Genomic DNA, 23,315 nt, shown 5'->3' with positions numbered 1-23,315 from the left:
TCCACCCACCCTGTGGGAGCCGGTCTTGCCAGCGGCCCCTACTGCTTAAAACCCTACACTGGCCTGCACATAGAAGGTGCGCGGCTCACCCAGGTAGATCCCCGCGTTGTTGTCGCTGGAGCGGGTGTAGTACTGCTTGTCGAAGATGTTCTTCACCCCGGCTGCCAGCTTGAGGTTCGACAGTTCCTTGCCGAAGTCATAGCCGCCGCGCGCCGCCCAGGTCACGTAGCCCGGAATGTCGCCGTACTGGCCATCGGCACTCGGCTCGGTGATGTAGTTGCCGTTGAAGCTGCCGTCGGCATTCATGCCGGTACCCGGTGCGCGCTGTTTCGATTGGGCGTAGGCATCCAGGTTCCAGGTCCAGCGATTGATCTCATAGCGCAGCCCGGCATTGACGATCTGCCGCGAGTAAAACGGCAGGTCGCGCCCCTTGAAGCCCGGGATCTCGCCTTCATAGGTGGCACGGGTGTAGGTGAAGCCGGCATTGGCGCTCAGCCCCTGCAGACGCGGATCAAGCCCCGACAGGTCGTAATGCATCGAGGCTTCGATGCCCTGGTGCTTGGTCGCCCCGAGGTTGGTCCAGCCGATGTCGTTGCTGATGTACTGCAGCTCATCATCGAAGTCGATGTAGAACGCGGTCAGCTCACCCCCCCAAGTGCCGTTGTTGTAGCGGGTACCCACTTCATAGGTCTTGGCTTTCTCGGCTTGCAGGCCGTTGGCGGTCTGATCGCCGCTGCCGCCCTGGCCAAGCTGGAAGTACTGCAGGCTGCCGAACGAGGTTTCGTAGTTGGCGAACAGCTTCCACTCATCGGACAGGTGATACATCACGCTCAGTGCCGGCAGCGGTTCGTTGCTGGTCACGCTGCGGTTCTTTTCCTGCACCGGCACACCGTTGGTGCCGCGCACCGGGCGCTCGTGCCAGTCGGTGTTGATGTGCTCGAAGCGAACGCCCGGGGTGATGGTCCAGTTGCCGACATCGATCTTGTCATCGATGTAATAAGCGCTGGCTTCGGTACCGCCGGTTCGGTCCTGGAACACATGGCCGTCGGAGGTCGGGGTGACGGTCGGCACGTTGTTGATCAGCGCCAGGCGGGTCGACTGCTCGTGCATCGCCTCTTTCAGGTAACGGTAACCGACGCTGACTTCCTGAGTGGTGGGGCCGGCGAAGAAGATCCGTGAAACCCGTGGCTCAATGGCGAAGGTGTGGTAGCTGCGCGGGTACGACGACAGGGTCTTCTGGTCGCGGGCAGCGATGCTGCTGCCACGGAAGCTGTCGGTGTAGTAGGTCTGCACTTCGAACTGGGTGACGTCGTCGATCTGGCGCAGGTACTTGAAGGATACGTCCTTGCGTCGGCCGCTGAACGTGTCGTAATCGCGGTCGGACTGGTACGGGTCGTCGTCGAATTGGGCCTGGGTCAGGCCGCCGGGCATGTCGGCCTTGGCGTCGTAGTAATGGAAGTTGAGCCAGAACTCGTCGCTGTCGGTGACTGCCCAATGGGTCTTGAGCAACACGTCATCGATGTCGTTGTCGTTGTTGCTGCTGCGGTAGCCGTTGCCATTGACTCCGGAGTACAGCAAGGCTGCCCCCAGGCCATTGTCGGCGGTGCCGCCGAGGAAAGCCGATTCGATATGCTTCCAGCCACCATGGCGGGAAGTTTCCATCGTCGTGGACAGCTCGCCGGTGGCTTTCTCGGGGATCGCCCGAGTGACGAAGTTGATCACCCCGCCGACGTTCTGCGGGCCATAGCGCACGGAGCCGGCACCACGCACCACGTCGATGCTGTCGAGGTTGCCGGAAGAGATCGGTGCCATCGACAGTTGTGGTTGGCCGTAGGGCGCAAACGCCGCCGGGATGCCGTCGATCAACACCGTGGAGCGTGGCGACAGACGCGAGGTCAGACCGCGCACGCCGACGTTCAAGGCGATATCACTGCCGCCAGTGCCATTGGAGTCCTGCACCTGGACACCCGGCACGCCGCGCAGTACATCGCGCACGTTCAGCGCGCCCTGCTCGATCATTGCTTCGCGGCGCACCACGGTACGGGCGCCGGGATGGTTGTGGACCACGGTTTCTTCGGCACTGCCGAGCCAGTCACCGACCACCTTGACGTCGGTGGGCGCCAGCTCCAGGCTGCCGGTGGTCAAGGTCCCGGCAGTCTGCAGCGGGTGCAGGACGACGGTGCCCTGGGAGATTTCATAGGTCAGGCCGCTGCCCTCAAGCAAGGCTTGCAGCGCTTCTTCCGGCTGCAGGCTGCCGGACACTGCCGGTGCCTGTTTACCGGCCACCAGTTCGGGGCTGAAGAACAGCTGCAGCGAAGTCTGCTGGCCCAACTGGCTCAAGGCCCAAGCCAGGGGTTGAGCCTGGATCTGGATGCTGGCCGGTGCCGCTGCAGCATAGCTGCTGGCAACACCGCCACTGACAGCCAGGGCCAGGGCCAGAGGCAAGCAGCGGCTAGAACGCGGGGAAAACTTGTTGTTGTTCACGTCGTCGAGAGGTCCTGAGGGTCCACATAGATGTCAATGCCATGCAAATGGAAATGCTTGGCAGTTGCAGTTGGACAGGAAGACGAACAACTGGAAAAAAACCTGAATCTATTTTGCGATTATTTCGCTGGAGCCATCGGCATGGGTCTTGATCGCCACTGGCAGGATGCTCGGCAGCGCCCGCAGCAAGGCGTCGGTATCGTTGGCATTGAAGGTGCTGCTCAGGCGTAGCGCGGCAACACTGCCTGGGGCGACACGCAGGGGCTGCTCACGGTAGCGCGAGACGTCCTTGACCACCTCGCTGAGCGGCGCATCGTTGAACACCAGCTTGCCCTTGCGCCACGCGGTCACTGCTGCGGCATCTACCGCGTAGGGCGCCGCCACCTGGCCTTGGGCATCGATATGCGAACCGAGCCCGGCGGTCAGCAGAGCCCTGGAGGCATCGCGGCCTTCGACCCGCACCGAGCCGTTTTCGACCGTCACACGGGTTTGCTCCGGGTCCTGGCGAACATCGAAGCGGGTGCCGGTCACCGTCACTGTGCCATTGCCGGTGCTGACCACGAATGGCCGCTCGCTGTCGTGGGCGACGCTGAACATCACCTCGCCCTTGAGCAACTGGATATACCGCTGACCGGCGCTGAACTGCACCGCCAACTGCGTTCGGCCGTTGACTTCAAGCTGCGAACCGTCGGGCAAGTTCAGCTGGCGCCGCTCGCCCAGGGCCGTCTGCAATTGCTCCTGGTAATTGAGCTGATGCTCTTGCCAGCCAAACCAGCTCAAGCCCAGCGCCAGGGTCGCGATACCAGCCGCCAGCGCCTGGCGGACAAAACGCCGACGTGGCAACCGGCTGACCGGATCGGCCTGGCAAAGGGCCTCAAGATGCGCGCGCGGCACGTGCCCGGCAGCGCCCCAGAGCGTGCCAAGCAGATCGAATTCGTATTGATGCTGCCGGTGCTCGGCCAGCCAGCGCTGCAGTTCGTCCTGTTGCGCCGGCGCCAGCGCGCCATCACGGCTGCGGGCAAACCATTGGGCCGCCTGCTCGCGCACGCGCTCGCTGCCGCAACGGCACGCGTCCTGATTCATGAAAACATTCGCCTGACTCATCTCGTCGACACATCCAGGTGCTCACGCAGATGCCGGAGCGTGCGGATCATATACTTTTCGACCATGTTCTTGGTCAAGCCCATGCGCTCGGCGATCTCCGCCTGGGTCAGGCCTTCGAGCTTCTGCCAGATGAACACCCGCCGGCAGTTGAGGGGCAACTCGGCCAGGGCACGTTCGACACTGTCGGCCAGCTCCAGTGCATGCATATATGCCTCCGGATCACCGCTGGCACTGCCGCCCGCTTCGAACGTGTCCTGCTCAAGGGCCTGGCGGCGGTCTTCGCGGCGGTAGCCGTCCACCGCAATGTTGCGCGCGGTCTGGTGCAGGTAGGCCCGCGGTTGCTCGACTCCGGCCCGGTCGTTTTCCAGTACCCGCACAAATGCGTCGTGTGCCAGGTCCTCGGCCTGCTGACGACTGCGCAGTTTGCGCGTCCAGGTACCGATCAGCTCATGGTAGTGGTCGAGAAAGCCTTTGTGTCGCGACACGATGCACAGGTCTTCACAGGCGAGGAGGAGTGGCGCGAATAGTAATGTTTCTTATTAAGACCGGCAATCGAAGATCGCTGCTGCCGACGAAGCGCCCGGCGGGAAAAAAATCGACGAAAAAGTGTGTCGACGACCAGCTGTCAGGGCGGAAAAAAATATGAACGGCCACCGATTAAACGCATGCTGCGCTTGAGCGTCGTTGCGCCCCCAAATGACCGATATTTACCGCACTTTAGCCACCAACTTCGACCATTGCATCCATTTGCGTGTTCTACGGGAGATCCAGGCGTATACCGGTATTTTTAACGCTTTTGTCATCAAATTGAACATCTACTGTTTACCTGGGTCGGTAACAAAGTGGCTGGCCGCCCCGGGGCGACGGACGTGTGCAAAAACGCGACATTTTTTGTTGATCTCAAGCCCCTCAGGTCCTAAAGTTCGCGCCGAACGTCCATGCTGGAAACGATCCATCCGGCTCAAGTACTGACGACGAGACAGCAAGGTCACCCGTAGCTCGCTTTATCACGCACGGATGACCTTTTTGCTTTCGGCGACATGCCTTGGGAAGTAGGCGAACCAAAGTGGGGATACGGAGGACGTTCAGTTGCAGCCACTTATTTTTTCAGTTTGCCCATGGAGTCCCTAAGCATGTCGATTCAGGTCGAAGACTACTTCGCGCGCGATACCTTCCAAAAAATGAAGGCGTTCGCCGACAAGCAAGAAACCCCGTTCGTGCTCATCGACACGCAGATGATCAGCCAGGCCTATGACGACCTGCGCGCCGGTTTCGAATTCGCCAAGGTCTACTACGCGGTCAAGGCCAACCCGGCCGTGGAGATCATCGACCTGCTCAAGGAAAAGGGCTCGAGCTTCGACATCGCCTCGATCTACGAGCTGGACAAGGTGATGGGCCGCGGCGTCAGCGCCGATCGCATCAGCTACGGCAACACCATCAAGAAATCCAAGGACATTCGCTACTTCTACGAGAAGGGCGTGCGCCTGTACGCCACCGACTCCGAAGCCGACCTGCGCAATATCGCCAAGGCCGCCCCGGGCTCGAAAGTCTACGTGCGCATCCTCACCGAAGGCTCGACCACCGCCGACTGGCCACTGTCGCGCAAGTTCGGCTGCCAGACCGACATGGCCATGGACCTGCTTATCCTCGCCCGCGACCTGGGCCTGGTGCCATACGGCGTGTCGTTCCACGTCGGCTCGCAGCAGCGCGACATCAGCGTCTGGGACGCAGCCATCGCCAAAGTGAAAGTGATCTTCGAGCGCCTGAAAGAAGAAGACGGCATCGAACTCAAGCTGATCAACATGGGTGGCGGCTTCCCGGCCAACTACATCACCCGTACCAACAGCCTGGAAACCTACGCCGAAGAGATCATTCGCTTCCTCAAGGAAGACTTCGGCGACGACCTGCCGGAAATCATCCTCGAGCCAGGCCGTTCGCTGATTGCCAACGCCGGCATCCTGGTCAGTGAAGTGGTGCTGGTGGCGCGTAAATCGCGTACCGCTGTCGAGCGCTGGGTGTACACCGACGTGGGCAAGTTCTCCGGCCTGATCGAAACCATGGACGAGTCCATCAAGTTCCCGATCTGGACCGAGAAGAAAGGCGAGATGGAAGAAGTGGTGATCGCAGGCCCCACCTGCGACAGCGCCGACATCATGTACGAGCACTACAAGTACGGCCTGCCGCTGAACCTGGCAATCGGTGACCGCCTGTACTGGCTGTCGACCGGTGCCTACACCACCAGCTACAGCGCGGTGGAATTCAACGGCTTCCCGCCGTTGAAGGCCTACTACTTGTAATCTAACCGCGATGGCGACACCTCCTGTCGCCATCGCAACCCTTGAGCGTCAACGACGCTCTTCGCCAACGGATTGAATTTCCAGTGTGAATTCAAGCACGTCTCCGTTTTCGGCATTCAAAAAGCAGTACCAGTGATCGCGCACCTGTCGCCGGGTGTGTGCGCGCAAAGGTTTTTTGCGATTTGCCAACAGGTGCATACGTGAGTGGAGTCCGGGCTCTACAGTAAACCCGTTGAATTGGACGTCGCCCATCCACCAATGGGCAAGCGGTTCGCTACCGGGCGCATACAGTCCGACATAGCTATTCTGACTCAGGTCCAGGCGATAGTTGTGATAAGCCTCATGGCGAGCCCATCGTCTGATTTCGTATCCCAGGCTTCCATCGGCATGGCGAAAACAGCCGAACCAGAACGGCTGCGGTGATAACGGAAAATCAGTAGCCGTCACCCAACCTGTTTGATTGGGCAACACTTCGCCTGGTTGGAAAGGATTTCCACCGGGACGGACAGGTTTGAGTTCACTCGCTTCGACGCGCCCCCGATAACCGGGCGAGGTACATGCTATTGAGGCGAGAAAAGACAGATGCTGCAAGTAAGTCGTCATGATCGAGTGCTCTTTCTGCATTGCCGAGATAGGCAGCCCAGTCGACGTTAGGTCAACCTCTCGCTCGCTATCAGCTTGCACACTTTCCCCGCTTGCCTGCTGCAGATGGCCGACAGCATGTACGAGCACTGTAAGTACCGCCTGCCGCGATCGGTGACCGCCTGTACTGGCTGTCGACCGGTGCCTACACCACCCGCTACAGCGCGGTGGAGTTCAACGGCTTCGCGCCATTGAAAGCCTATGACCGGTAGTACCTGAGCGAGGGCGGCGACAAGCGCCGCCCTCATCAATGGCACAAGAGCAAATGTCAGAGCAGATAGATGTCAGTGGCGACCATGCTCAAGCGGCTCCCCTCATCGACATTGAGAAACTTGTCGCCATTGAAGGACTCGTAGTTTCCCGCCAGATGGCCTCTATGGTCACGCAAATAGAACTGCAGCCGATTACTGCCGTCCCAATCACCGATGGTCTCGAGTTTCCAGAATGGCGAGGCATCGTTTTCATACAGTCCGATGTAGCCATTACGGCTGACGCCCAACTCGCGACCGTAGTAGTTTTCCACGTTCGAATCGCAACTGATGCGGTAGTGAATTCGATCACCTCGCGTCTCCAGGTAGTCGAAGCGAAATCTCGCACCGCTGACATCGCGCCTGTTCCTGGCGGTGATCACCTGCAACCAGCCGCTAGTGGCAAGGTCGACAATGATGCTTCGGCTGGTGCGCGAGATGCCGACCTGCCCTTGATGTCCGGGGGTCGTGCTGTTCAGATACGCATGGAATGAGTGCTTTCGAGGGTCTTTCATAATGGCCTCCTGGCCTGGGTAGACGGTCAACGGAAACGACCTCCGCCCACCTTATCCCTGCCCAGTGCCTAGCCCCACCACGCAGGCTTTCCTCAAGGGGAAACCTTCGTTCATCAAGTCCGCGCGGTGTCGATTTGCGCCGTAATGCAAAACCTGGGGCATCACCACCGCCAAGCTTTGCGCATCTATCATTCACGCACGGCTGGGGTTATCAGTATATTAAGCAACGCTTACAGGAGCGCCTTGACCCTGACCGCGAAGCTCAGTGGCTTACCTTCATAAGCATTTAAAAACCTGTCGCCGTCCCGATGACTGTAGTAGTCCCTTACCTCGTGGCCCTCGTAGTCACGCAGGATGAAGTGGCGTTCACTGCCACCGTACCACTCTGCGAGCGGCTGAACTTTCCAGAAGAAGGTAATTTCGTTTTTTCCGTATAACCCGAGATAGCCGCCACTACTTCTTCCCAGCGTCTTCCCCAGGTAACCGTCAACCTTGGATGCACAGGTAATGTCGTAATGAATCCGGTCACCTTGATCTTCAACGAACTGAAAACGAAAGTTGATCGGCCGTACCCGCTGCCCATGCCCAACAATCTGTAGCCAGCCACTTTCTGCAAAATCAAACTCGGTACGCTGTGCACTGATGCCAATCTGACCTGAACGGCCGGATTTTGTTGAGTACAGGGTCGCGATAAACGATTTATCAACGTGATCAACCATTCTAAAGTCCTTTTAGATTTAGGCCAGGTACTCGATCTTGGGCGTTCCGTCACAAGCAGCGCAGACTGCATTGATTCCCTGGAAACTCATCGAAGACTTCCCGTCTAACGGTGAAACTGCATGAGCGCCAGACGCTGCTCATAGGCACGCAGGACAGGCAGCAGGCGCGAGCGCTGGACCTGCTGCAAGGTGGATACGCTACTGAGCAGGAAATTCTGATTGCCGCCCTGCAGGGCTTTGTCAAACCAGAGCATTGCGTCATCGAACTGATTGCGCTCCATCAGCACCGTGGCATAGCTGAACTGCCCGCGAAAATCCCCCGCCTCGGCTGAACGGCGATACCAGTCGAGAGCCATGCCGACGTCGCTTTCACAGGCCAGCCCCTGCTCCAGGTAACGGCCATACAGGTTCATCGACTTGGCATGGCCCATATGGGCGGCTTGTCGATAGCAGCGCAATGCCAAGGGATGGTTCTGAACCACCCCACGACCGGTACCCAGCAGGTTGGCGTAGTTGTACAAGCCCCAGTCCAGCCCCATTTCAGCAGCCTGTCGATAGGCCGTGGCTGCAGTCGAGACATCTGGCGCCCCTCCCCAGCCATGCTCCAGGCAACGCCCGAGCATGTTGTGCGCCATGGCACTGCCACGCTTGGCGGCGATGGCAAACCAGCGCCGGGCCAGGGCCGGGTCTTTCTCGATGCCACGCCCGTCGAGAAGGATCTGTCCAAGCAGCACCTGCGCCTCGACGATGTCCTGCCCCGCGGCGGCCAGCAATGCCTGGGCAGCTTTGCCCGGGCTGTGTTCGAGCATCTGGGCGAACTGTGCGCAGTCCAGTTCCTGGCGGTTGCGCAAGGCGAAAGTCATGGCTCAGACCTCGACCCAGCGGCGCAACAGGTTGTGGTAGGTGCCGGTCAGCTGGATCAGCGCCGGGTGATCAGGCACATCGGCGCCCAACTGCTGGATGGCCTGGTCCATCTCGTACAGCAACGCACGCTGGCTGTCTTCGCGCACCAGGCTCTGGGTCCAGAAAAACGCCGCATAACGCGCCCCACGGGTCACCGGGTTGACCTTGTGCAGGCTGGTGCCCGGGTACAACACCAGGTCGCCCGCTGCCAGCTTCACCTGCTGCACGCCATAGGTGTCCTGGATCACCAGCTCACCGCCGTCGTAGTCCTCGGGGTTGCTCAGGAACAGCGTCGAGGACAGGTCCGTACGCACCCGCTCGTGGCTGCCTCGGGGTTGGCGCAAGGCGTTGTCGATGTGAAAACCGAAGCTGCCGCCCTCTCGATAGCAATTGATCAGCGGCGGGAACACCTTGTGCGGCAAGGCCGCCGACATGAATTGCGGATGCTGCCACAAGCGTTCGATCAGCGCCGTGCCAATTTCCTTGGCCAGCGGGTGGCCTTCGGGCAACTGCAGGTTGTGCTTGGCCTTGGCCGACTGGTAACCCGCGGTGATCTTGCCGTCGGCCCATTCGGTTTGTTCCAGCGCCTCACGAATGCGCTGAACCTCCTCGGTGGAAAACAGGCCGGAAATAGGTAGCAGCATGGCACAGGACCTGAAGGTGAAAGGATGCCAATGGTATTGATTCCCATTGACTCTCTACAAGCTCTTTCGGCCGAAGGGGCACTATCAGGATCGAACATGGCCTGAGTGCGAACGTCCACTTCAGATTGGTGCGTGCAGCAAGCCCCGTTCATTTAGGTGAGCTGGGCTTTTGTGTATCAAGGCATAATGCGCGTCGCATTCGCATTTGCGACACGACAAGGTGATTGATGTGGTGAAGAAATCCCTGTTTCAACTGCACTGGTTCTTCGGCATTACTGCCGGCCTGGTGCTGGCGCTGATGGGCATTACCGGTGCCATCTGGTCGTTCCAGGATGAGCTGCTGGAACTGTTCAACCCCGAGGTACATACCGTCGAGGTACGTCAGCAAGGCTTACTGCCGATGCCTGAGCTGGTGCGCAGGATCGAGACCGAGCAAGGCGACAAGGTCGCCATGCTCTGGGTCCAGCCGCGTAGCGACAGGGCCGCGCGGGTTTTCTTCACCCCTCCTCCCGGCGAGCGTCGGGGCGTGTTGCGCTATGCCGACCCGTACACCGGCAAGCTGCAGGGCGAGGTAGCCGGTCAGGGCTTTTTCGACCTGATGCTGCAGTTGCACCGCTTCCTGGCCATGGGTGATAGCGGCCGACAGATCACGGGCGCCTGTACCCTGATGCTGATTTTTTTCTGCCTCTCGGGCCTCTACCTGCGCTGGCCGCGCAAGGCGCTGAACTGGCGGACCTGGCTGACCCTGGACTGGGCGAAAAAAGGCCGCGCCTTCAACTGGGACCTGCACGCCGTGGCCGGTACCTGGTGCTTGCTGTTCTATCTGCTGTTTGCCCTCACCGGCCTGTTCTGGAGCTACGAGTGGTACCGCGAAGGCCTGAACAAGCTGCTCGCCGACAGCCCGGCTGCTGGTCAGCAACACAAGCGCGGCGAAGGCCGCGGCGGGCGCCCGGGTGGGGCCCTGGGCAAGGACGCCAAGCCGCTGGTGGTCGACTACGACGCCGTCTGGGCCAGCCTGCAGGCCGCTGCCGGCCCCGACATGACCAGCTACAACCTGCGCCTGCCGCCAGCCGGCGGGCAACCGGCAACGATCTTCTACCTGCTTGAAGGCGCCGAACACGAACGCGCGCTCAACACCCTGAGCATCGACCCGGCCAGCGGCCAGGTGAAGACCAACGAGCGCTACGCCGACAAGTCGTTCAAGGCACAGCTATTGGCCAGCGTCTATGCCCTGCACGTGGGCAGCTACTTTGGCCTGACCGGGCGGATTCTGGTGACTATCGCCAGTTTGAGCATGCCGCTGTTCTTCGTCACCGGCTGGCTGTTGTACCTGGACCGCCGGCGTAAAAAGCGCCAGGTTCGCGCTGCACGAGGCAATCTCGCGCCTGCGAACGGGCAAGACGGCGGCTGGCTGGTAGGCTTTGCCAGCCAGAGCGGCTTTGCCGAGCAACTGGCCTGGCAAAGCGCCGGGCAACTGCAGGCTGCCGGCGTCGCGGTACAGGTCCGGCCCCTGGCCGAGCTGACCGAGCAGGACTTGAACCAGGCCCGGCAAGCGCTGTTCGTGGTCAGCACCTTCGGTGACGGCGAAGCTCCCGACAGCGCCCGCGGCTTTGAACGTAAAGTGCTTGGACAGCCCTGGGCCCTGGGTAATCTGAACTATGCCCTGCTCGCCCTGGGCGACCGCCAGTACCCGCATTTCTGCGGCTTTGCCCGGCGCCTGCAGGCCTGGCTTGGCGAGCGCGGTGCCACTAGCGCCTTCACCCCGGTAGAAGTCGACAGCGCTGACCCGGCGGCCTTGCAGCACTGGCAGCAAGAGCTTGCGAAAATCACCGCAAGCACGCCGCCTGCTGCCTGGCAAGCACCCGAGTTCGGCAACTGGACCCTTGTCAGTCGAGAATTGATCAATCCGGGCAGCCAGGGCTCGGCGGTCTATCTGCTCGGCCTCACGCCTGAGCAACCCGCGCAGTGGGAAGCTGGAGACCTGGTGGAGATCCTCCCCCGCAACAATACCCGGAGTCTTGAGCTGTTCCTCAAGGGCCTGGGGCTTGATGGCGAAACTTGCGTGCAGGTCGAAGGCCTGCAGGAGAGCCTGCTGCAGGCCCTGGCCAGCCGCCAGTTGCCGAAAAGCCGCGAGCACCTGGTCGGCCTGCACGCCCAGGCCCTGGTCGATGTGCTGATCCCGCTGGCTGCTCGGGAATACTCGATTGCTTCGATCGCCAGTGACGGCGTGCTAGAGCTGATCGTACGCCAGGAACGCCACCCTGACGGCAGCCTGGGCCTGGGTTCGGGCTGGCTGACCGAGCACCTGGCTGTGGATAACAGCGTCAGCCTGCGCCTGCGCCGCAACAGCGGTTTCCACCTGCCGGCACCGGCAACGCCAATGATCCTGATCGGCAACGGTACCGGGCTGGCCGGGCTGCGCAGCCTGCTCAAGGGCCGCATCGTGGCCGGCGAGCAGCGCAACTGGCTGCTGTTCGGCGAACGCAACCAGGCGTATGACTTTCTCTGCGGGGATGAGCTGCAGGGCTGGCAGCGCAGCGCTGATCTGGCGCGGCTGGACCTGGCCTTTTCTCGCGATCAGAGCCACAAGGTCTACGTGCAGGACCGCTTGCGCGAACAGGCGCCAGAGCTGCGGCGCTGGCTGGATCAGGGCGCGTCGATCTACATCTGCGGCAGTTTGCAGGGCATGGCCAGTGGCGTCGACGAGGTGCTCAACGAGGTGCTGGGGGCTGCCGAGGTTGAACGGCTGATCGAGCTGGGGCGCTATCGGCGGGATGTGTACTAAGCCTTGAGGGCCCCATCGCGGGTCAAGCCCGCTCCCACAGGTCTGGTATGGGAGCGGGCTTGCCAGCGATTGCGATCAATGCAGATCGAAGGTATCGGCATCCAGATTGGCCGGAAACCGCGCGCGGTAGGCCGCAAGGTCCGCCGCGCTGAGCACGACGGTAAACACCCCGTCAGCCTCCCCTGCACTCAGCAGGCTCTCTCCCTGGAAGTCCAGTACCTGGCTGTCGCCGGTGTAGGCAAAGCCCTTGCCGTCGGTACCCACGCGGTTCACCGCCGCCACATAGCAGAGGTTCTCGATGCCCCGCGCCGGCAACAGGCGGTTCCAGTGCTGGCGACGGGCGGCCGGCCAGTTGGCGGTGTACAGCAGCAGGTCGGTGTCCTGGGCATCGCGGCTCCACACCGGGAACCGCAGGTCGTAGCAGATCAACGGCCGGACCCGCCAGCCCTTGATCTCGAACTGCACCTGGCGTTCGCCTGGGGTGTAGTGCTTGTGCTCACCGGCCATGCGGAACAGGTGGCGCTTGTCGTAGAACAGGATCTCGCCATCGGGCCGCGCCCACAGCAGGCGATTGCGGTGGCTACCGTCGGCGGCCTGGATGATCACGCTGCCGGTAACCACGGCATCGAACTTTTTGGCCTGGCTCTTGAGCCATTTGTAGGTCGGCCCGTTCTCGGGCTCGGCCAGGCTTTCGGAGTCCATGGAAAAACCAGTGGTGAACATCTCCGGGAGAATGATCAGGTCGGCGCCACGGGCCTGCTCCAGCAGGGTCTCGAAATGTTCGTAGTTGGCCAGGCGGTCCTGCCAGGCCAGGCTGGTCTGCACCAACGCGATGTTCAGGTTCGGCAGGCTACTCAGATCGCGCATAGTTTTTCCGCTGCCTGACGCAGCGTCTCCTCGCGTTTGGCAAAGCACAGGCGCACCAGGCGCTGCTCGGGGATAGGGTGCTGGTAGAACACCGACACCGGAATGGTCGCCACGCCATGCTCACGGGTCAGCCACAGCGACATGTCGACGTCGTTCAGGTCCGGGCGAATCTGCGAATAATCCACCAGTTGGAAGTAAGTGCCAGCGCTGCGCCTGAACTCCAAGCGCGAGCTGCCCAACAGGTCGCAGAACAGGTCGCGCTTGGCCTGGTAGAAGGCCGGCAGTTCTTCGACATGTTCCGGGTGCGCCGCCATGAAATCGGCCAGCGCCCATTGCAGCGGCGTCACGCCGCAGAAGTTGACGTACTGGTGGACCTTGCGCAGCTCGGCGCTGAGGGCCGGTGGCGCCACCACATAGCCGGTTTTCCAGCCAGTGACGTGATAGGTCTTGCCGAACGAGCTGACCACGAAAGCGCGCGGGTACAGCGCCTCATGGGCCAACACACTGGCGTGCTGCACGCCGTCGAATACCAGGTGCTCGTAGACTTCGTCGCTGATCAGGTAGATATCGCGCTCGGCGATCAGCAGCGCCAGCTTGTCCAGGTCGTCGCGGCTGATCAACGCGCCGCTGGGGTTGTGCGGCGAATTGAGGATGATCATCCGCGTGCGCGGGCTGAGCGCGTCGGTGAGTTTCTGCCAGTCGATGGCGAACTCGCCGTCAGTGAGTTGCACATGCACGCAACGGCCACCGGCCAGCTCTACCGAGGGCTCATAGCTGTCGTAACTGGGGTCGAAGACGATGACCTCGTCGCCTGTGCGAATCACCGCCTGAATGGCACAGAAGATCGCTTCGGTGGCACCGGGAGTGATGGTGACTTCATGCTCGGCATCGACGCTGACGCCATAGCTGCGGGCGATCTTGTTCGCCACCTGCTGGCGCAATGCCGGCAAGCCGGTCATGGGGCTGTACTGGTTGTGTCCGGCACTGACATGCCGGCCTACCGCATCGAGCAGTGCTTGCGGGCCGTTGAAATCGGGAAAACCCTGGGACAGGTTCAAGGCGCCGGTTTGCGCGGCGAGCTGGGACATGGTGGTAAAGATGGTCGTGCCGACGTTCGGCAACTTGCTACTGATCATGGAGCCCTCTTTCCTGCAGCACTATCCGGCTCGAGGCGGCGCGGTCTGGGACCGAGCATAGCGGATTGATCGGTCAGGAAAAAGGTTGTAACAGTCGCAGGCCAATCGCGGGTCAAGCCTGCTCCCACAGAGTGGGAGCGGGCTTGCCAGCGAAGAGGCCCTCAAGCCTTGTTAGCGTTTGTCTTTACGCTTCTTCTCGGCTTTCTTGTGGTGCGACATCAAGCGACGCTTCTTGTTGACCTGGCGGTCGGTCAAGGTGTTCTTGTTGCCTTCGTACGGGTTGTCACTGCCCTTGTACTCGATACGGATCGGCGTACCGACCAGCTTGAGTACGCGGCGGTAGGTGTTTTCCAGGTAGCGCGAGTAAGACTTGGGTACCTTCTCGACCTGGTTGCCGTGGATCACGATGATCGGCGGGTTGGCGCCACCGAGGTGGGCATAGCGCAGCTTGATCCGGCGGCTGTTGACCATCGGCGGCTGATGCTCGCTGACTGCGTCTTCGAGGATCTGGGTCAGGCGGCTGGTCGGCCAGCGGGTGACCGCCGACTTGAACGAGTTCTGTACCGACTGGTACAGGTTGCCCACGCCGGTGCCGTGCAGCGCCGAGATGAAGTGGATGTCGGCGAAGTCGACGAAGAACAGCCGGCGTTCCAGCTCGGTCTTCACGTAGTCGCGCTCGCTCGGCTGCATGCCGTCCCACTTGTTCAGGGCGATGACGATGGCGCGACCGGCTTCCAGGGCAAAGCCCAGCAGGTTCAGGTCATGGTCGACCACGCCTTCGCGGGCGTCCATGACGAAGATCACCACGTTGGCGTCCTTGATCGCCTGCAGGGTCTTGACCACGGAGAACTTCTCGACTTCTTCGTGGATCTTGCCGCGCTTGCGCACCCCGGCGGTGTCGATCAGGGTGTACTTCTCTTCGTTGCGCTCGAAGGGAATGTAGATACTGTCGCGGGTGGTGCCGGGCTGGTCATAGACGATGACCCGCTCTTCACCAAGCATGCGGTTGACCAGGGTCGACTTGCCGACGTTGGGCCGGCCGATAATGGCGATCTTGATCCCGTCTTTTTCGCTCGGGCCAGGAATGCGCACCGCTTCCTCGCCTTCGGCGACGTCGGTGTCGATCTCTTCCTCGTCCTTGTCGCGCGGGAAGTCGCTGAGCACGGCTTCCAGCAGGTTGTTGACGCCACGGCCCTGGGCGCCGGCGACACCAATGGCGTTACCCATGCCCAGCGGCGAGAACTCGGCGATGGCCGCCAGCGGATCGATGTTGTCGATCTTGTTGGCGACCAGGAACGAGCGTTTGTTGCGCTTGCGCAGGTGCTCGGAAATCATCTGGTCGGCGGCGGTCAGGCCGGCACGGGCATCAACCAGGAACAAGACCACATCGGCTTCTTCGATGGCCAGCAGCGACTGCTCGGCCATTTTTTCGTCCATGCCTTGCTCGTCACCGGAAATACCACCGGTGTCGACCAGGATGTACGAACGGCCTTGCCAGCGCGCTTCACCGTACTGGCGGTCTCGGGTCAGCCCGGACAGGTCGCCGACGATAGCGTCGCGGGTCCTGGTCAGGCGGTTGAACATGGTGGATTTACCGACGTTCGGTCGGCCCACCAGGGCGATTACGGGAACCATTCGGCTCTCCACTGCGTAAATTCAGAAAATACAAAGGCCGCTGCACTGCAGCGGCCGGAGTTCGAGCGGCACCCGAAGTGCCGCAGCCCGAGGCCGGCATGGCCTCAAGCATAGCCTCAGCGGATGGTCAGCGCCTCGAGCTTGCCGCTGTTGCCGTACACATAGATGGTGTCACCCACCACCAACGGACGGGCGCGCAGGCCATCGCTGTCGATACGCTCACGACCGACGAAACGACCATCGACCTGGCTGAGCAGGTGCAGGTAACCTTCCAGGTCACCCACCGCCACATAGCTGGAGAACACTTCCGGCGCCGACAGCTGGCGGCGTGCCAGCGAGTCGTTGCTCCACAGCGCGCTGGAGGAGCGCTCGTCGATGCCTTCCACGGTGCCCGAAGCCAGGCTCACGTAGACGTTACCGAAGCCCTGGGCCACACCGGTGTAGCTGGAAGCATCACGCTGCCACAGTACCCGGCCGCTCTCCAGGTCCAGGCCGGCGACGCGGCCCTGGTAGCTGGAAACGTACAGGGTACCGCCGGACAGCAGCAGGCCGCCGTCGATATCCACCACCCGGTCAAGCTCCGAGCGACCTTGCGGGATGGCCACGCGCTGCTCCCAGACCGGCACGCCGTTCTGGGTGTCGAGGGCAATCACCTTGCCGGTCGACAGGCCGACAACGGCCAGACGGTTGGTCACGATCGGCGCGCCGGTACCACGCAAGGTGAGTACCGCCGGCGTGCTTTCGTAGATCCAGCGACGGTCGCCAGTGCTGGCGTCCAGGCCGATCACGCGGTCGTCCTGGGTCTGCACCACCACCACGTCACCGTTGGTGGCCGGCGGAGCCAGTACTTCACTGGTAACGCGCGAGCGCCAGCGTTCTTCACCGGTGCTGGCATCCAGGGCAATCACTTCGCCTTTGAGGGTACCGAGCATGACCATGCCGTAACCGACGCCAACGGCGCCGGACACCGGCAGTTCGAGGTCCTTCTTCCAGGCCACGTCGCCGTTGTTGCGATCCAGCGCCATCACCACGCCGGTGACATCGGCGGCATAGATGCGGTCGTTTTCGATCGCCGGCACCAGCATGTTGAAGGTCTCGCCCTGACCGTCACCGATCGAGCGGCTCCACTGCTTCTTGAGGACCACCTCTTCGGTGAACTTGGTGAGTTCGGCCGGCGGCAATTCCTTTTTGCTGTTGCTGCTGCAACCCACGGCCAGAAGGGCCAGGGTCAGCACTGCTGCATGTTTCCAACCGATCACGTCACGCATCCCCTTTGGCCAGGTCGTCGAGCTTGAGTTGCAGGCCACCGATCGCGGCGTCGTCAGACAGCGCGGCCTTGGCTTTTTCGTAAGCGGCATGGGCTTCGCCAGCGCGGCCCAGTTGTACCAGCAGGTCACCCTTGAGCTCTTCGCGGCTGGCCAGGAAGGCCTGGTCGGCATCGCCTTCGAGCAGCTTCAGCGCCTCTTCAACCTTTTTCTGCGCAGCCAGGACACGGGCCAGGCGCTGACGGGCGATTTCGCCCAAGGTTGCGTCAGCCGGCTTGTCCATCACCAGCTTGAGCTCGGCGGCGGCGTCATCGAGCTTGCCGCTCTCGACGGCCACCTTGGCCACGAACAGGCTGGCGTACTGGGCATAGGCCGAGCCGCCAAATTCGTTCTTGAGCTTGCCGGACAGCTCGGCGACCTTGGCCGCGTCAGGCTCGCCAGTTGGCGTCAGGGTAGTCTCCAGCAGGGCCTGGTAGAGGTTCGAGGCGCCTTGCGACTGGTTGGTCTGGTATTTCTGCCAGGCTTGCCAGCCGAACACCACGACCAGCGCCAGCAGGCCACCGGTTACCAGCGGCTTGCCATTGCGGTCCCACCAGTCCTTCATCGCGACCAGTTGTTCATCATCGGTACTCGACACCCCAATACTCCTTTTCACCAAATCGGCTGTTGACTCGCCTCACGCCTGCGCGAGCGAGGCTTCCAGGTGCTCTGCCAGAGCATCCCAGGCAATGTTTTGTTGTTCGCCCTGACCGCGCAGGGGCTTGAAACCTACCACTTGTTGCGCCAGTTCGTCGTCCCCCAGGATCAAGGCGAACAGCGCGTTGCTCTTGTCGGCCTTCTTGAACTGGCTCTTGAAGCTGCCAGCACCGGCGTTGACCTGCAGGCGCAGGTTCGGCAGACGGTCACGCAGGCGCTCGCTCAGGGTCAGCCCAGCCAGCTCGGCCTGCTCGCCGAAGGCGCACAGGTAAACGTCGACCTGGCGGTTGATCGATTCCGGCACCTGCTCAAGGGTTTCCAGCAACAGGATCAGGCGCTCGATGCCCATGGCGAAACCAACGCCCGGGGTCGGCTTGCCGCCCATCTGCTCGACCAGGCCGTCGTAGCGGCCACCGGCACACACGGTGCCTTGGGAGCCGAGCTTGTCGGTGACCCATTCGAAAACGGTCTTGCTGTAGTAGTCCAGGCCACGCACCAGCTTGGTGTTGATCACGAACGGGATGCCGGCGGCATCCAGGCGTGCTTTCAGGCCGTCGAAGTGCACGCGGGACTCTTCGTCCAGGTAGTCTTCGAGTTTTGGCGCGTCGACCAGCACCGCCTGGGTGTTCGGGTCCTTGCTGTCGAGGATGCGCAGCGGGTTGCTTTTCAAGCGGCGCTGGCTGTCTTCGTCCAGTTGCTCCAGGCGCGCCGAGAGAAACTCGACCAGCGCGTCACGGTAGCGGGCACGGGCTTCGCTGGTGCCCAGGCTGTTGAGCTCGAGCTTGACCGCGTCACGGATGCCCAGCAGGCCCCAGAGGCGCCAGGTGAGCATGATCAGCTCGGCGTCGATGTCCGGACCGTCAAGGTTGAAGACTTCGACACCAATCTGGTGGAACTGGCGATAACGGCCTTTTTGTGGACGCTCGTGGCGGAACATCTGGCCGATGTACCAGAGCTTCTGCACCTGGCCACTACCGCTGATGCCATGTTCGAGCACAGCCCGCACGCAGGCGGCGGTGCCTTCCGGGCGCAGGGTCAGAGAGTCGCCGTTGCGGTCGTCGAAGGTGTACATCTCTTTTTCGACGATGTCGGTGACTTCACCGATCGAGCGCTTGAACAGCTCGGTGAACTCGACGATCGGCGTGCGGATCTGGCGATAGCCATAGGTATCCAGCAGACCGGCCACGGTGCTCTCGAAATAGCGCCACAGCGGCGTCTGATCGGGCAGGATATCGTTCATGCCACGGATGGCTTGCAGCGATTTGCTCACGGAAAATCCCTTAACAATTCTGTGTCAGTCAGCCACGGGCGATCAGCGCCGCGTCGGCCTCGGCTTTTTCAGCCGCTTTCTGGCGGATGAGTTTTTCCAGCTCATCGACCAGGTTGTCATTGGTCAGCTTCTGTGCAGGCTTGCCGTCGATGTAGATCAGGTTCGGCGTGCCGCCGGTGAGCCCGACATGGGCTTCCTTGGCCTCGCCCGGACCGTTGACCACGCACCCGATCACTGCCACGTCCAGCGGCACCAGCAAGTCTTCCAGGCGCCCTTCCAGCTCGTTCATGGTCTTGACCACATCGAAGTTCTGCCGCGAGCAGCTCGGGCAGGCGATGAAGTTGATGCCACGCGAACGCAGGTGCAAGGACTTGAGGATGTCGTAGCCGACCTTGACCTCTTCGACCGGGTCAGCTGCCAGCGAAATGCGAATAGTATCGCCAATCCCTTCAGCAAGCAGCATACCCAGGCCCACTGCGGATTTCACCGTGCCCGAGCGCAGGCCGCCGGCTTCGGTGATACCCAGGTGCAGCGGCTGGATGATCTGCTTGGCCAACAGGCGGTAGGCTTCGACGGCCATGAACACGTCGGAGGCCTTGACGCTGACCTTGAAATCCTGGAAATCCAGGCGGTCGAGGTGCTCGACGTGACGCATGGCCGATTCGACCAGCGCCGCCGGGGTTGGCTCGCCGTACTTTTTCTGCAGGTCTTTTTCCAGGGAACCGGCGTTGACGCCGATCCGGATCGGGATACCGCGGTCGCGGGCGGCATCGACCACCGCACGCACGCGGTCTTCGCGACCGATGTTGCCCGGGTTGATGCGCAGGCAGTCGACACCCAGCTCGGCCACGCGCAGGGCAATGCGGTAGTCGAAATGGATGTCGGCGACCAACGGTACGCTGACCAGTTGCTTGATCTTGCCGAAGGCTTCGGCAGCGTCCATGTCCGGTACCGAGACGCGCACGATGTCGACGCCGGCATCGACCAGGCGGTTGATCTGCGCCACAGTCGCGGCCACGTCATTGGTGTCGGTATTGGTCATGCTCTGGACCGCGATGGGAGCATCGCCGCCAACAGGCACATTACCTACCCAGATTTTCCGGGATTCGCGACGTTTGATCGGAGATTCGCCGTGCATGACTTATTGTCCCAACTTCAGGCGAGCGGTCTCGCCACTGGTGAACGGCGCAACGTCGACAGGCTGGCCGTTGTAGCTGACCTGCACGCCACGGGCAAAGCCCAGGCGGACCGCGAATGGCGGCTTGCCGGTCAGGTCCAGGCTGTCGCCCTTGCGCTTGATGGCGCTGAACAGCACCTTGCCGTTGCCATCGGTGACCGAAGTCCAGCAATCGGCGTTGAACTGCAAGTGCAGCTGGCCGCTACCAGCCGGGGCTGGAGCAGCAGGTACTGCCGGTGCTGCGGCAACCGTGCTATTGACCACCGGTGCAGCCGGGGCTGGCGCCGGAGCAGGCACAACCGGGGCCACCGGAGCCGCTGGCGCTAGCGCAGCGCTGGCAGCAGGTGCGGCAGCCGGGCTGGCCGGTGCTTGCGCGGCGGGTGCTTGTTCAGTCGCTACTTGTTCAGCTGGTGCTGCGCCGGCCTGCTCGGCGGGCGTCGAGGCCTGCTCAAGGTTCAGCGTCGTGCTTTGCGGTTGCTGACCCGCGGTCACGGCCTGGTCTTCAGGCTCGTCCAGCGGGTGAATCTGGGTAGTGCCGTCGGCGCTTTCGACTTCGACGTGCTCCAGGGCCATGTTGGCCAGGTCCTTGCCGCGCAAGCTGGTCTGGTCCTGCCACCAGAAGAAGCCACCGCCGATCACCACCACCAGCAGCACCAGGCTGACGATGCGCAGGATATTGTGCGACAGGCGTACCGGTTCTTCGATGCGGCCCAGGGCGTGCACGTCGCTGCCCTGGGCGTGGGTACCGGTGCACTGGTCGAAGGCCTGCACCAGAGTGGCCTGATCCATGTCCAGCAGCTTGGCATAGGCGCGGATGTAGCCTCGGGCAAAGGTATGCCCCGGCAGCTTGTCGAAGGCGCCGGCTTCAAGATTGTTCAGGGAACTCACGGTGAGGTTGAGCTTGCGAGCCACTTCGGCCTGGGACCAGTCCCTGCTCTCGCGGGCCTGACGCAGGATTTCACCGGGATTTTCGCGAGTCGCTGCTGCTGCTTCGGGATGCGCCGCTTTCATCATTGCTCCGACAGGTATTGCTGATATTCCGGCGTACCGGGATAAAGTCGTTGTAATTGCAGGCCCAGCTCGCTGGCCTTGTTCCGTTCTTCGAAGACATTGGCCAGGCGACTGCCCAGCAGCAGGCTGCGGGCACTGTGGTCGCTCAGCTGGCTGAAACGATCGTAGTAGTCACGGGCCGGCACATAATGCCTGTCTTCGTAAGACAACTCAGCCATTTCCAGCAACGCGCGCGGTTGCTGCTGGTTGAGTCGCAAAGCTTTTACCAGGTATTCCTGCGCTTGCGCGCGCTGGCCTTGCCTGAGCGCGGTCAGGCCGAGGTTCTCGAACACTCGGGAGCGCTCAGGATACAGGGTATCGGCCGCCGCTTGGGCAAACATCTGCTGCGCCTGGGCGTATTGCCCACGAGCATAAAGGAAACTGCCGTAATTGTTGCGAATTCGGCTGTCGTCCGGGCGGCTGGCCAGGGCCTTGCGAAAGTGCGCCTCGGCCAGTTCCGGCTCGTCTTCGGCCTGAAACACCAAAGCCAGGGCCGCATTGGCTGCGGCATCCTGGCTATCGAGGTCGAGGGCTTTTTTCAGCGGCGCCTTGGCCTGCTCGGTCAAACCTTGTTGCAAATAACCCAGGCCCAACTGCACATAGGCCTGCCGCGCCTGTTCGCGCCCTTCACGACTGCCCAGCGCGTCCGAACTCCCGCCGGACACGCAACCTGCAAGCAGGGCGAGCGCCAGGATCGACAGCGCGAAGCGCAGGGTCATGGAGGTCCTCTCTTTAGTTACGCGCGGCGCTTTCTTGCACGTCAGCGTCGGCGTTCAACTGACGCACGGCGATATAGCGCTCGCTGCGACGGGTGCGGTCCATTACCTGGCCAACCAGCTGGCCGCACGCCGCGTCGATGTCTTCACCACGGGTGGTACGCACCGTGACGTTGTAACCGGCGTGATGCAGGTGGTCCTGGAAGCGGCGGATGGCGTTGTTGCTCGGGCGCTCGTAACCGGAATGCGGGAACGGGTTGAACGGGATCAGGTTGATCTTGCACGGTACGTTCTTGAGCAGCTCGGCCATTTCCACGGCGTGCTCGAGCTTGTCGTTGACGTCCTTGAGCAAGGTGTACTCAATGGTCAGTACGCGCTTCTCGCCCAGTTGCGACATGTAGTTCATGCACGCCTCGAGCAATACCTTGAGCGGGTACTTCTTGTTGAGCGGCACCAGTTCGTTGCGCAGCGCATCGTTCGGCGCGTGCAGCGACAGGGCCAGGGAAACGTCGATGTGCTTGGCCAGCTCTTCGATCATCGGAACAACGCCAGAGGTGGACAGGGTCACCCGGCGCTTGGAAATACCGTAGCCGAGGTCGTCCATCATCAAATGCATGGCGGCGACCACGTTGTCGAAGTTCAGCAGCGGTTCGCCCATGCCCATCATCACCACGTTGGTGATGGCGCGGTCGATGGTGGCGGGAATGCTGCCGAACGACTTGTTGGCAATCCACACCTGGCCGATCACTTCGGCGGCGGTGAGGTTGCTGTTGAATCCTTGCTTGCCGGTGGAGCAGAAGCTGCAGTCCAGGGCGCAACCGGCCTGGGACGAGACACACAGGGTGCCACGCTTGCCCTGGGGGATGTACACGGTCTCGACGCAGCTGCCGGACGCCACGCGCACCACCCATTTACGGGTGCCGTCGCTGGAGATGTCCTCGCTGACCACTTCCGGACCGCGAATCTCGGCAACCGCCTTGAGCTTTTCGCGCAAGGCCTTGCCGACATTCGTCATGGCGTCGAAATCATCGACGCCAAAGTGGTGAATCCATTTCATTACCTGACCGGCACGGAAACGCTTCTCCCCGATAGAGTCGAAGAATTTTTCCATTTCCGGCTGGGTCAGCCCCAACAGGTTAGTTTTGCCAGTCGATGTCGTCAT

20 protein-coding genes and 1 pseudogene are annotated in these 23,315 nt (G+C 61.8%); 3 read left to right on the top strand and 18 right to left on the bottom strand.

Annotated features, from left to right (window positions below; genetic code table 11):
* Window positions 1–45: 45 nt before the first annotated feature.
* The 3 genes from PspR32_RS04605 to PspR32_RS04595 all read right to left on the bottom strand — a co-directional run bounded on the left by PspR32_RS04605 (window position 46) and on the right by PspR32_RS04595 (window position 4,073).
* Window positions 46–2,484, bottom strand: coding sequence for a TonB-dependent siderophore receptor (locus PspR32_RS04605; protein WP_159388149.1), 2,439 nt, complete (start codon window positions 2,482–2,484; stop codon window positions 46–48).
* 108 nt (window positions 2,485–2,592) lie between these two features.
* Window positions 2,593–3,567: a FecR family protein gene (locus PspR32_RS04600; protein WP_010223438.1), complete on the bottom strand. Its 975-nt coding sequence runs from the start codon at window positions 3,565–3,567 to the stop codon at window positions 2,593–2,595.
* 17 nt (window positions 3,568–3,584) lie between these two features.
* Complete coding sequence (locus PspR32_RS04595; RefSeq protein WP_010223439.1) at window positions 3,585–4,073, bottom strand: sigma-70 family RNA polymerase sigma factor; 489 nt, start codon at window positions 4,071–4,073, stop codon at window positions 3,585–3,587.
* Between the two features lie 648 nt (window positions 4,074–4,721).
* Between PspR32_RS04595 and PspR32_RS04590 the strand changes: the two genes are divergently transcribed.
* Complete coding sequence (locus tag PspR32_RS04590; RefSeq protein ID WP_036993923.1) at window positions 4,722–5,885, top strand: type III PLP-dependent enzyme; 1,164 nt, start codon at window positions 4,722–4,724, stop codon at window positions 5,883–5,885.
* Window positions 5,886–5,933: 48 nt separating this feature from the next.
* On the opposite strand, the gene PspR32_RS04585 is transcribed toward PspR32_RS04590, so the two are convergent.
* Window positions 5,934–6,488 (bottom strand): hypothetical protein, encoded by a 555-nt coding sequence (locus PspR32_RS04585; protein WP_159388148.1) that lies wholly within the window; start codon window positions 6,486–6,488, stop codon window positions 5,934–5,936.
* A gap of 108 nt (window positions 6,489–6,596) precedes the next feature.
* Between PspR32_RS04585 and PspR32_RS26510 the strand changes: the two are divergent.
* Window positions 6,597–6,739 (top strand): annotated as a pseudogene (locus PspR32_RS26510) (type III PLP-dependent enzyme); the annotation flags it as partial.
* A gap of 56 nt (window positions 6,740–6,795) precedes the next feature.
* Here PspR32_RS26510 and PspR32_RS04575 read toward each other — a convergent pair.
* The 4 genes from PspR32_RS04575 to PspR32_RS04560 form a co-directional block, all read right to left on the bottom strand.
* On the bottom strand, window positions 6,796–7,290 hold the full coding sequence (locus PspR32_RS04575; RefSeq protein ID WP_159388147.1) for a hypothetical protein: 495 nt from the start codon (window positions 7,288–7,290) through the stop codon (window positions 6,796–6,798).
* 230 nt (window positions 7,291–7,520) lie between these two features.
* Window positions 7,521–8,009, bottom strand: a complete 489-nt coding sequence (locus PspR32_RS04570) for a hypothetical protein (RefSeq protein ID WP_159388146.1) — start codon at window positions 8,007–8,009, stop codon at window positions 7,521–7,523.
* Window positions 8,010–8,113: 104 nt separating this feature from the next.
* Window positions 8,114–8,872, bottom strand: coding sequence for a tetratricopeptide repeat protein (locus tag PspR32_RS04565; protein ID WP_159388145.1), 759 nt, complete (start codon window positions 8,870–8,872; stop codon window positions 8,114–8,116).
* Between the two features lie 3 nt (window positions 8,873–8,875).
* Window positions 8,876–9,556, bottom strand: a complete 681-nt coding sequence (locus tag PspR32_RS04560) for a Fe2+-dependent dioxygenase (protein ID WP_100781960.1) — start codon at window positions 9,554–9,556, stop codon at window positions 8,876–8,878.
* Between the two features lie 229 nt (window positions 9,557–9,785).
* On the opposite strand from PspR32_RS04560, the gene PspR32_RS04555 reads away from it, so the two are divergent.
* Window positions 9,786–12,341, top strand: a complete 2,556-nt coding sequence (locus PspR32_RS04555; protein WP_159388144.1) for a PepSY domain-containing protein — start codon at window positions 9,786–9,788, stop codon at window positions 12,339–12,341.
* A gap of 75 nt (window positions 12,342–12,416) precedes the next feature.
* On the opposite strand, the gene PspR32_RS04550 is transcribed toward PspR32_RS04555, so the two are convergent.
* From PspR32_RS04550 to rlmN, 10 genes are all read right to left on the bottom strand, one after another.
* Window positions 12,417–13,208 carry an amidohydrolase gene (locus PspR32_RS04550; protein WP_010223447.1) on the bottom strand — a complete coding sequence of 264 codons (792 nt, stop codon included), beginning with the start codon at window positions 13,206–13,208 and terminating at the stop codon, window positions 12,417–12,419.
* Window positions 13,196–14,344, bottom strand: coding sequence for a pyridoxal phosphate-dependent aminotransferase (locus tag PspR32_RS04545; protein WP_010223448.1), 1,149 nt, complete (start codon window positions 14,342–14,344; stop codon window positions 13,196–13,198). Before PspR32_RS04545 ends, PspR32_RS04550 begins: the two co-directional genes overlap by 13 nt.
* A 171-nt stretch (window positions 14,345–14,515) precedes the next feature.
* Window positions 14,516–15,979 carry a ribosome biogenesis GTPase Der gene (gene der, locus PspR32_RS04540; protein ID WP_010223449.1) on the bottom strand — a complete coding sequence of 488 codons (1,464 nt, stop codon included), beginning with the start codon at window positions 15,977–15,979 and terminating at the stop codon, window positions 14,516–14,518.
* A gap of 116 nt (window positions 15,980–16,095) precedes the next feature.
* On the bottom strand, window positions 16,096–17,247 hold the full coding sequence (gene bamB / locus PspR32_RS04535) for an outer membrane protein assembly factor BamB (protein WP_026001344.1): 1,152 nt from the start codon (window positions 17,245–17,247) through the stop codon (window positions 16,096–16,098).
* The gene (locus tag PspR32_RS04530; protein ID WP_174242319.1) at window positions 17,240–17,848 is read right to left on the bottom strand and encodes a tetratricopeptide repeat protein; all 609 of its coding nucleotides are present in this window, start codon (window positions 17,846–17,848) and stop codon (window positions 17,240–17,242) included. Before PspR32_RS04530 ends, bamB begins: the two co-directional genes overlap by 8 nt.
* A gap of 72 nt (window positions 17,849–17,920) precedes the next feature.
* Window positions 17,921–19,210, bottom strand: a complete 1,290-nt coding sequence (gene hisS / locus PspR32_RS04525; RefSeq protein WP_010223452.1) for a histidine--tRNA ligase — start codon at window positions 19,208–19,210, stop codon at window positions 17,921–17,923.
* A 28-nt stretch (window positions 19,211–19,238) separates the two neighbouring features.
* The gene (gene ispG / locus PspR32_RS04520; protein ID WP_159388143.1) at window positions 19,239–20,348 is read right to left on the bottom strand and encodes a flavodoxin-dependent (E)-4-hydroxy-3-methylbut-2-enyl-diphosphate synthase; all 1,110 of its coding nucleotides are present in this window, start codon (window positions 20,346–20,348) and stop codon (window positions 19,239–19,241) included.
* Between the two features lie 3 nt (window positions 20,349–20,351).
* The gene (locus PspR32_RS04515) at window positions 20,352–21,398 is read right to left on the bottom strand and encodes a RodZ domain-containing protein (protein WP_159388142.1); all 1,047 of its coding nucleotides are present in this window, start codon (window positions 21,396–21,398) and stop codon (window positions 20,352–20,354) included.
* A complete protein-coding gene (gene pilW, locus PspR32_RS04510) occupies window positions 21,398–22,156 on the bottom strand; it encodes a type IV pilus biogenesis/stability protein PilW (RefSeq protein ID WP_010223455.1) in 759 nt (252 codons plus the stop codon). Before pilW ends, PspR32_RS04515 begins: the two co-directional genes overlap by 1 nt.
* Window positions 22,157–22,169: 13 nt before the next feature.
* Complete coding sequence (gene rlmN, locus PspR32_RS04505) at window positions 22,170–23,315, bottom strand: 23S rRNA (adenine(2503)-C(2))-methyltransferase RlmN (RefSeq protein ID WP_010223456.1); 1,146 nt, start codon at window positions 23,313–23,315, stop codon at window positions 22,170–22,172.

Source organism: Pseudomonas sp. R32, from assembly GCF_009866705.1.
Taxonomy (GTDB): domain Bacteria; phylum Pseudomonadota; class Gammaproteobacteria; order Pseudomonadales; family Pseudomonadaceae; genus Aquipseudomonas; species Aquipseudomonas donghuensis.
The sequence above is the reverse complement of the archived record's forward strand: the minus strand, read 5'-3'. Positions and strand labels throughout refer to the sequence as shown.